Source organism: Bacillus sp. 196mf (assembly GCF_003217275.1).
In the GTDB taxonomy this organism is placed as follows: Bacteria; Bacillota; Bacilli; order Bacillales; family Bacillaceae_G; genus Bacillus_A; species Bacillus_A thuringiensis_S.
On record NZ_QJTG01000036.1, the window covers coordinates 22,085 to 30,608 of the forward strand.

Below are 8,524 nucleotides of genomic sequence, written 5' to 3' on the forward strand. Positions count from 1 at the left end.
TTATTACAAATTCCTTTTAAAAAAGAGATGTCCCAATTTCGGACATCTCTTTTTATAATAATGGCGATAATAACCGGTACGTTGATTCAACAATTCGTCTATGCAGACGCCTTTTATGAAAACGATCGACGTGAATTTCACTGGATTCTTCTAAATCGTCTTTAAAGTCTTGAACAAGTCTTTTAATGCTATCTGTATCATATAAAAAGGCATTTACTTCAAAATTCAAATGAAAACTTCTCATATCCATATTAGCTGTCCCAATTGAAGCTAAATCAGAATCAACGATGACAATTTTACTATGAAGAAAACCTTTTTCGTATTCATATATCTTTACTCCTGCGTCTAAAAGCTCTGGGAAGTACGATCTCGATGCGTAAAAGACAGTGCGCTTATCAGGTTTACTCGGCATCAACAAACGGACATCAATACCAGCAAGTGCAGCAACCTTTAATGCGGATAAAATATCATCATCCGGAATAAAATACGGCGTTGCAATCCAAATAGATTTCCGAGCAGAAGCGATCATTGCGAAATATAAATGCTTAATCGTTTCCCACTTATTATCGGGGCCGCCTGCAACTAGCTGCACTCCTCCCCAATGATCACCCTCAACTGCTTTTGCTTGTAAATATTCAGGAGCTAGCACAGCCTCTCCAGTCATATAAAACCAATCTTGAAGGAAAATAAGCTGTAAACTTTGAACCGCTTCACCACGTAAATACAAATGAGTGTCTCGCCAAAAGCCAAAATATTTACTTTTTCCTAAATACTCATCACCAATATTTAATCCGCCCACAAACCCTTCGTTCCCATCAATCACAACAATTTTCCTATGATTTCGATAATTAATCTTATCGTTTAAAATCGGAAAGCGCACAGGAAAGAACGGAATCATTTCTACACCTGCATCGTTTAATTCTTCAATATACGATTTCGATAACTTAAAACTTCCAACCGCATCATATAAAAAGCGAACAACAACGCCCTCTTTTGATTTTTGTATTAAAATATCTTTAATTTCTGTTCCTAATTTATCATCACGCACAATGTAATATTCCATATGAATGTGATGTTTCGCTCGTTTTAACCCATTTAAAATGGCCTGAAACGTTTCATCTCCATTTGTTAATGTCCTCGTTTCAGTTTGAAATGAAATATTTAAAGCACCTAATCGATCCGCTAAACGAAATAACAATTCTTGATGCTTATGATTGCGTAAAATTCGTTCTTCGTAATCTTCATGCCCTTTATATTGTAAAAACGCCTGTTCATCAAGTAACGCCTTCTTTTGAAACATTCTTTTTCTCCGAAAATTTTGTCCAAATAATAAATAAGCAAAGAAGCCAAATACCGGAAAAATCCCTAACACAATTAACCATGTAAGTGTTTTAGATGGATGGCGATTTTCTAAGAAAATAACGCAACCAATTAAAAACGCAGATACCGTAAATAAAATACTAATAATACCTAAAATCGAAACATCTTTTATCCCAATCACATCTGAATAAAATGCTACATCAATAAACATACGTAACGAAACAAATAATGCGAACAATAGCAGGATAAAGAAAATCAGCTTTAACGTATTTTTCATCTCTTACCTCCTAACTAAGAAAGCTTTCCTATTCTTCATATAAAAAGCCGATTTCATACTACAGAAATCGGCCTACGTTTTAGCAGGAAAATTATTGCGAATCGTTTCAAGCGCATGCTCTTTCACAATTTGTTTTCCATACTCACTTACACGATGAATTGTTAAAGTTGATTCTTCCCCATATTCTAAAACAATACTTAAAATACGATCGATTTCTTCTTCATCATGTAGCACTTCATCGAATTCCACATATACATAATAGCGGTCCTCAAATGAATACAGCTCATCTTTTATATCTTCAAAGATAAGACGATGACTTAATGAAATGACATCTTCAAAATCATTAAATTTAATTAAAAAGCCAAACGTACCATCTTCATTAAAGTTTGTTCCTGTTTGTTCTTCTACCTCTTCGACTAACTCTTGTTGGAATAATGATTCGATGCCTTCATCTAGAGGAATATCTATAATTTTGTCTACCCCTATCGGTAGTTCCAGCTTTTGTCCGTCCTTTGAAAGCTCTGCTTTCGTGACAAGTACTTCAATCCCTTTATCGACTGCTTGCACTTGAATCCATAACGGCCCATCAATAAAGAAATCGTCATGATCACGAGCTTCGTCCATCATCTCCCAAAAGAGCTCTTCACTTCGTTCGCGATCATACCAAATTTCTTCACGATTAAATCCTCTATCCTCTATATCAATGTACGTAATAAAAAATTTCATCGTATGATCATTAATTCTTTCAATATCCAAAATACAACTCTCCCTTCCTGCTTAGAATTGTTATGAAGGGATTCCCCACTCATATGACAAATCAATAGATTCTTGTACTCTCATTTTATGATAAGATTCTCCAGAATGGAAATAAAATCGATTTATTTTACAAAAATAGTTATATGCCTATCTTTACTCGATTAACTACATAAATATATTATTATAGCGATTTCTTACTTACAAAAAATTTGGACATACATTTCCACATTCCCCCGTACACTGTAATAAAGTGAAACTTCTATTGAAAGAGATTATTTAACAACAACTTTCTGCATCACATACATACAGTTCGCTTATTAAAACATCATAAATGGAGGCAGACGAATGGACTTAGAGTTTTTAACATCCGTACTAATGATTGTCGGTATCGATGTTGTATTAGGTGGTGACAATGCAATCGTCATCGCACTAGCTAGCCGAAATTTACCTGAATCGAAACGAAATAAAGCTATTTTGATCGGTACTCTTTTAGCAATCGTACTAAGAATTATCCTTACTATACTAGCTGTCTATTTACTCGACATTCCATTCCTACAATTGATTGGCGGGGTTTTACTTACATTAATTGCAGTCAATTTATTAACTGATGATAGCAACGACCTTTCTGCCATTCAAGGAAAAACAACTTTATTTCAAGCTGTGCGGACAATTGTTTTCGCGGATCTCGTTATGGGGTTTGATAATGTTATTGCCATTGCAGGTGCAGCTCACGGGAGATTTTTACTCGTCATAATCGGCTTACTCATTTCTATCCCTATTATTATTTGGGGAAGTAAACTTATTTTAATACTTATGGAACGATTTCCATTCCTCATTTATTGCGGTGCAGCAATTCTTGCCTATACTGCAGGGAAAATGGTTACACATGAAGACAGACTTGCAACCTTTTTTCATAACAACCCAAGTTTCACTGCAAGCATTCCTTATTTGTTCATTTTCACTATTTTATGCATCGGCTTTATCGTAAAACAAGTTCGATTACGCAATGTGAAACATTAAAAAAAACCTTCTACTATATAATAGGTAGAAGGTTTTCATATTATTATAATTAATTTACAAGACGTTGTGCTTCACGTAATTGGAACGTTCTTACTGTACGTGGTAAGAAACGGCGAATTTCGTCTTCGTTGTAACCAACTTGAAGGCGTTTCTCGTCAATCATAATTGGACGACGTAAAATCCCCGGATAGTCACGAATCATCTTATATAAATCTTGAAGTGGTAAAGATTCTAAGTTTACATTCAATTCTTGGAAAACTTTCGAACGAGTAGAAATAATCTCATCCGTTCCGCTTTCTGTCATACGTAAAATCTCTTTAATTTCCTCAATCGTTAATGGATCTGAGAAAATATTACGTTCTGTATAGGGAATATGATTTTCCTCTAGCCATAATTTCGCCTTTCTACAAGACGTACAGCTTGGAGAACTATATAATGTTACCATACAAAGCTCACTCTCCTTAAAGAGTACAAATTCTGTACTACATACAGTTTTAATTTCTAACTTAAGCAATTTTTCGCGATAACTTGTCTTATTGAAAAGTACAAAAATCGCATTTCATGTAAGCAACAACTTATAATAAACAACAATTACTTTTAATAAGTAACTTCTATAATCATTATACAATAGATTTTGCAAGAAATATACAGTAAATTTCCTGCTAGTTGAGAAAACTCTTCCGTGTATTCCACTGCTATGTAACATGATTACGCTCAATTTAGCTGTACTTGAACAATAACTTTCAACCCTTTTAATACTCATTTCCTCTAGATTTTTCATATAATATATAGTTATTTATCTATAATCTTCCCTATGAAAAAGAGAACGTTTTCTTACTTTTTCCTGATAAATCAATTAAGAAATGTAAGACTATACAAATGAGAATAAAAAGGAACGTTCGTTCTCATTTTAACAAACATTCTCCCTCCTGTCTACACGATTTCTAAAGTAAATTAAATATTTTTCTGATATTTCTTTCTTTTTCATTTTTTATCTCATACAATAAACATACAGACAGGCAAAGGGGGAGTTTGCAAATGATTGCTTTTTTTATTGATTTTATTACGGTTGCTGCCCTCATCATCGGAATAACAGCATTGATCGGTGTCATTACAAATAGCATCGGCGAAAAGCTCTTTGGTGGAAAAGAAAAAATGAAGTTTGTTAACAAAAGTTTGGATGTGCAATCCGGCTGGAATCAAGTTGGCGGAAAAGGCATTTATAAGAAACGAACGTATTAAAAAAAGCAGGTGGTTAGCCTGCTTTTTTTATTTTCCTAGGGATGCCCATTTGAAGCTCACATCGGGGCCATATTTATGGTTGTACATATCTTTAATTGTTTCTCTTTGTAAGTATGCTCTACCACGTTGGTATACTGGAACAATCGCAGCGTCATCAAGTAACATTTTTTCTGCCTCAAGTAAGTTTTTCCAGCGAGCATTTACATCGCTTCCATCTTTTTTCGCTTTCATAATGATTTCATCGTATTTCGGATTAGAGTACTTCATCTTATTTTGTGACCCATCTGTTACAAACATATCAAGATATGTAATCGGATCTGGGAAGTCTGCCCCCCATCCAGAGAATGACATGACATAATCACCCGCATCTTCTAATTTTAGTTTTTGTGCGAATGGTTGTTGTTTAATTTTCACTGTTAAACCTGGTAAATTTTTTTCTAATTCACCTTTTAAATATTCACCAGTTTTCTTAGATAACTCTACATCTTCATTTAATAATTCTAATTCGATTTCATTTTTACCAAGTTCTTTTTTGCCAGCTTCCCAATATTTCTTCGCTTCTTTCACGTTTGGTTTTACAATATCCCCGTTTACAGCACGGAAATCTTTTTTATCTGGTCCTTTAATGAAGTTATCAGGAATTAATCCTGTCGCTGCCTTAGAACCGTTATTTAATAATGTATCAACGAACGGCTTACGATCAAAAGCAAGTGAAATTGCTTTACGAATATTTTTATTTGCTAAAGCTGGATCTTTTTGATTTAAGCGTAGGAAAAATACAGATGTCTCTTCTACTGTTTTGAAATCTGGTTTTCCTTTATATTTATCGATGAACTCTGCTAATAACGTCGCTCGATCGATTGCATTTGTTTCATATAAGTTAATTGGCGTAGATGTATCTTTTACAATATTAAAGTTTACTTCTTCAAGCTTCACTTCTTTATTGTCCCAATATGATGAGCTCTTTGTCATTTTAAAACTGCGTTCATGCTGCCAATCGCTTAATGTAAACGGTCCGTTATAAAGTGTTGTATTTGCTTCTAAACCAAACTTCGCACCTTGCTCTTTCACAAATTTCTCATTCACAGGATAAAAGATTGGATATACCATTAAATCTACAAGATATGGAATAGAATTGTCTAATTCTACTTCTAATGTGTAATCATCAATTGCTTTTACACCTAATTGATCAGGACGCATCTCTTTTTTATTAATTTTCTCTGCATTTTTTATATCATACATAATGTATGCTGATTTCGCAGCTGTGTCTGGATTGATCGCTCTTTGCCATGCGTATACAAAATCTTTCGCTGTTAAAGGCTCACCGTTTGACCATTTCGCGTCTTCACGTAATTTAAATGTATATTTTTTACCGTCTTCTGACTTTTTAAATTCTTTTGCTACACCTGGAACTAACTTATCATCTTTTCCAAGGCGGTATAGACCTTCCATCGTGTTGTTCATTACTTTTGAAGAAACTGCGTCAGCTGATAATGCTGGGTCCATCGTTGGAATTTCTTGTGTTTCAATTAAATTAAGAACTTGCTTCGCATCGCTTTTCCCGCTATCCCCTTTTGCGTTTGCTTGCGGTTCATCTTTTTGATAGCTACATGCCCCTAACATCATGCTCATTGCTACTGTTGATACTACAAAAACTGGTATCTTTTTTTTCATACTTCCACCCTCCAAAAAAATGTTAGCCCTTTCATTTTCAAACAGAAAGAAATATATATATGTTCTAACAATTCATATTATACACACAAATATATTTCTTGTATATTTATATTTCTATTTCATTAAAATTTTCTGTCAAAAAATATATGTTTGTAAACGTTTTATACTGCTAATTATCCTTACTAAAGTGCCGAAAATAATTATTTTTATATTTTTCTAAATTATCAAATAAAAACAAATTTTATATTTCATAATACTTTATGTATAATTATCCCACCCTTTTTAACATAAAATAGCAAGCCCTTCATATTAAAAATATGTAGGCTAAAATGAGTGCAAAGGATAAGAAAGTATGTTACGATACATTTTGCTAAAAATAGATATCGGTAAAGAGGGGACGGACATGACAGCAATTCAGGCAAAAAATGGGACGGCAGAAAAATTAAGTTTATTCTTATTAACATGGCCTATTTTTCTAGAAGTTTTTCTTTTTATGTTGATGGGGATCGCTGATACTTTCATGTTAAGTGCATTATCAGACGATGCTGTATCTGGGGTTGGTGCAGCGAATCAATATCTTCATATCGCGATTTTGGTATTAGAAGTCATCGGGAACGGCGCTGCTATCGTTGTATCTCAATACCTCGGTTCCAAACGCTTTATGGAGGCATCTAAAATATCAGCATTAGCCGTCACATTAAATTTAATAGTCGGGCTCGTTATAAGCGCTGGTTTTCTTTTATTTTCGAAACATATGATGCTCGCAATGAACTTACAAGGCGATGTACTAACGTATGCACAAAACTACTTATCTATCGTCGGAGGGGCTATCTTCCTGCAAGCTATTATTAACTCATTAGCCGCAATTATCCGTGTACACGGTTTTACAAAGCAAGCGATGTTTATTTCACTCGGAATGAATATTATTCATATCGCTGGAAACTACGTACTCATTTTCGGGAAATTTGGTTTCCCTGAGCTCGGTGTACAAGGAGCTGCAATTTCTTCCGCTATCAGTCGATTGATCGCACTTATTGTTTTCTTCTGGTTACTATACCGCGTTATGGAATATCGCGTGAAATTACAATATTACTTCACTTTATCCAAAGAATACATTGGGAAAATTTTAAAAATCGGTATTCCATCTGCATTTGAACAAGTGATGTATCAAGCTTGTCAAATCGTCTTCCTTTATTACGCAACGTACTTAGGAACGGAATCATTAGCTGCTAGACAATACGCTACTAACATTTCCATGTTCACTTATTTATTTGCAATTGCGATTGGTATGGGAACAGCCATTATTATTGGCCGCCTTGTTGGTGGTGGCGAAAAGGATGAAGCATACGAACGCTTATGGAAAAGTGTAAAATGGGCGATTGGTGTAACTCTATGTATGGTCGCTCTCGTTATTACATTCCGTACACAATTAATGGGACTGTTTACAGATAATCCGCACATTATCGGGTTAGGCGCAAGTGTTCTTTTACTAAGTGTACTACTTGAAACGGGACGTACGATGAATATCGTCATCATTAATTCGCTTCGTGCAGCTGGTGATGCAAAATATCCTGTTTTAATCGGTGCATTCTCTATGGTGTTAATGAGTTTACCACTAGGTTACTTTTTCGCCTTTCATTTAGATATGGGGCTCGTTGGTATTTGGCTAGCGATCGCCATCGACGAATGGACGCGTGCCATTATTATGTTCTTCCGCTGGAAAAGCAGGGCGTGGGAACGTTACGCACTTGTGAAACCAGAAGAGCAAGACGAGATTGGTTCTGTTCAGGCACAGTAGTACTTGTTTGATCATGATGTAGTTATTAATAAATGCAATTTATATCGACTTACCGACAACTCATTTATATAGTATAGAAAAAAGCCATCCTTTCTGAAGTGACCCCCGAAAGTTAGACAGGTCGTTTCATTAGGCAGCCTCTAGGGTATGAGCCCGGTATTGTACTGGGCTCATACCCTTTAATTTTGCCTTAATTCTTTTATGATTATAGTATTCTATATACTTTGCTAATTCTTGTTTGAAATGTGTTATACTTTCAAATTCTTTTCGATACAGAAATTCCGATTTCATAATACCGAAGAAATTTTCAATAACGGCATTGTCATAACAGTTTCCTTTGCGAGACATACTTTGAGTTATGCCACAATTCTTAAGAGAATGGCGGTATTGTTTCATTTGATAGTGCCAACCTTGATCAGAGTGAATGAGGAGTTTAT

General features: G+C 34.7%; 8 protein-coding genes. 3 read left to right on the plus strand and 5 right to left on the minus strand.

Annotation, left to right across the window (positions count from 1 at the left end; genetic code table 11):
* Positions 1–52 precede the first annotated feature (52 nt).
* Both ATL10_RS27495 and mecA read right to left on the minus strand, forming a co-directional pair.
* Entirely contained in the window at positions 53–1,597 is a 1,545-nt protein-coding gene (locus ATL10_RS27495; RefSeq protein WP_000799191.1) for a cardiolipin synthase, read from the minus strand.
* 72 nt (positions 1,598–1,669) lie between these two features.
* A complete protein-coding gene (gene mecA, locus ATL10_RS27500; protein ID WP_000350715.1) occupies positions 1,670–2,353 on the minus strand; it encodes an adaptor protein MecA in 684 nt (227 codons plus the stop codon).
* A 345-nt stretch (positions 2,354–2,698) separates the two neighbouring features.
* On the opposite strand from mecA, the gene ATL10_RS27505 reads away from it, so the two are divergent.
* A complete protein-coding gene (locus ATL10_RS27505) occupies positions 2,699–3,373 on the plus strand; it encodes a TerC family protein (RefSeq protein WP_000362604.1) in 675 nt (224 codons plus the stop codon).
* A 49-nt stretch (positions 3,374–3,422) separates the two neighbouring features.
* On the opposite strand, the gene spx is transcribed toward ATL10_RS27505, so the two are convergent.
* Positions 3,423–3,818 (minus strand): transcriptional regulator Spx, encoded by a 396-nt coding sequence (gene spx / locus ATL10_RS27510; RefSeq protein ID WP_000258267.1) that lies wholly within the window; start codon positions 3,816–3,818, stop codon positions 3,423–3,425.
* 593 nt (positions 3,819–4,411) lie between these two features.
* On the opposite strand from spx, the gene ATL10_RS27520 reads away from it, so the two are divergent.
* Positions 4,412–4,615 (plus strand): hypothetical protein, encoded by a 204-nt coding sequence (locus ATL10_RS27520; RefSeq protein WP_000559971.1) that lies wholly within the window; start codon positions 4,412–4,414, stop codon positions 4,613–4,615.
* Positions 4,616–4,642: 27 nt separating this feature from the next.
* Here ATL10_RS27520 and ATL10_RS27525 read toward each other — a convergent pair whose 3' ends face one another.
* Positions 4,643–6,289: a peptide ABC transporter substrate-binding protein gene (locus ATL10_RS27525; protein ID WP_000727254.1), complete on the minus strand. Its 1,647-nt coding sequence runs from the start codon at positions 6,287–6,289 to the stop codon at positions 4,643–4,645.
* A gap of 352 nt (positions 6,290–6,641) precedes the next feature.
* Between ATL10_RS27525 and ATL10_RS27530 the strand changes: the two genes are divergently transcribed.
* Positions 6,642–8,087 (plus strand): MATE family efflux transporter, encoded by a 1,446-nt coding sequence (locus ATL10_RS27530; protein WP_002093905.1) that lies wholly within the window; start codon positions 6,642–6,644, stop codon positions 8,085–8,087.
* A gap of 129 nt (positions 8,088–8,216) precedes the next feature.
* Here the strand turns inward: ATL10_RS27530 and ATL10_RS27535 are convergent.
* The coding region (locus ATL10_RS27535; RefSeq protein WP_142670009.1) for an IS3 family transposase at positions 8,217–8,524 on the minus strand (308 nt) is incomplete at its 5' end.